Annotated in this window: 1 protein-coding gene; it reads left to right on the forward strand. The window is 57.9% G+C overall.

Going from position 1 to position 1518, the window contains the following annotated elements:
* The first annotated feature begins 104 nt into the window (after positions 1-104).
* Positions 105-1487, forward strand: a complete 1383-nt coding sequence (locus LDO29_RS28035) for an IS4 family transposase (RefSeq protein WP_224082980.1) — start codon at positions 105-107, stop codon at positions 1485-1487.
* Positions 1488-1518 lie beyond the last annotated feature (31 nt).

Raw genomic sequence — 1518 nt, forward strand, 5'->3', positions numbered from 1 at the left:
CTCAGGATTACCCACAAAGTGACGACGAGGTGGAGATCTGGTGGTTGTAAACAAGAGGCTACGGTGTTAACTTTCGCCTGCCCTGATTGCAATGACACTCGAGATTGGCAGACGAGAACGATATCGATGATTGGGCGGCTGCCGAGTTCGGCGCTGCGAAGCTTGGCGACGCCCGTCTGGAGCGGCGTCTTGTAGCTTTGGCACGCCGACTTGCCTGCAGTCCGCAGTGTTCCTTTCCGCAATCGCTCAGCGCCGCTGAACTCAAGGGCGCATACCGGTTTTTTGACAACGAGCAGGTCGATACCGATGGCATCCTCGCGCCGCACATAGCCCAGACCCTCGATCGTATGAGCGCGGTACCGGTCGTGCTGGCCATACAGGATACGACTGAGTTCAACCTGTCGCATCTATCCGCTACGGTTGGATTGGGATACGGCTCGGCCAATTACAGCAATTGGCGCGGTTTCATCATGCACAGCTTGCTGGCTGTAACTCCCGAAGGCCTGCCGCTGGGCGTGCTGGGAATGAAGACGTGGGTGCGCCGCGCCGAGGAGTTTGGCAAACGCCACCAACGTAGTACCCGCTCCGTTCACGAGAAGGAAAGCGTCAAGTGGCTCGAAGGACTCGCGCATCTGGCGGCGCTCAAGAAGCGTTGTGCCGAAGCAAGATTGGTCTGTGTCGGGGACCGCGAGAGCGACTTGTACGATTTGTTTGCCGCAGCACGCCCCGCGGGTGTGGATTGGCTGATTCGCGCGTCAGTGAATCGGCGGGCTCGCCATCCTGAGGGATATCTTTGGGATACCGTTCAAGCCACTGCGCCCCTGGGTAGCTCCGAATTGCTGGTGCCGGCCAGAGGTAATCTGCCACAGCGCAGTGCAAAGCTGACACTGCGCTGTGCGAAGGTACGATTGCGTCCCCCAATAAAGCGTGCACGGGGCCTGCCGGAAGTCGAAGTGTTTGCGATCCACGCTATCGAAGACATGCCTGCGGATGGAGTTGACCCCATCGAGTGGATGCTTCTTACTTCCGTGGAAACGTCCACGCTTGATGAACTACTTGAGCGGCTGGCCTGGTATGCGCGACGCTGGACCATTGAATCGTGGCATCGCGTGCTGAAAAGTGGATGTCAGATCGAGGCAAGACAGTTCGGAAGTCTTGAGCGGTTTGTGCGGGCAACTGCGCTGTTTGCTGTCATCAGTTGGCGCATTCTGTATGCAACCATGCTTGCGCGGATCGACTCCGATCTGTCTTGCGAGGTTCTACTGCAACCCGTCGAATGGCGGGCGCTGTACTGTCACACGCAGCACACCACGCAACTGCCAAAGCAGACCCCTTCCCTGCAGCAAGCCGTGCTGTGGGTGGCCATGCTGGGTGGCTATCTGAATCGGAAGAACGATCGACCACCAGGCCCAACCGTGTTGTGGCGCGGCTTTCTCGTGCTGCACGAGGTCTCAAAGATGTATCGGCTATTCCGCCAAAACGAATAGCATTCGTCTTCACTTTGTGGGTAATCCTGAG

Source organism: Cupriavidus laharis, assembly GCF_914271435.1.
In the GTDB taxonomy this organism is placed as follows: domain Bacteria; phylum Pseudomonadota; class Gammaproteobacteria; order Burkholderiales; family Burkholderiaceae; genus Cupriavidus; species Cupriavidus laharis.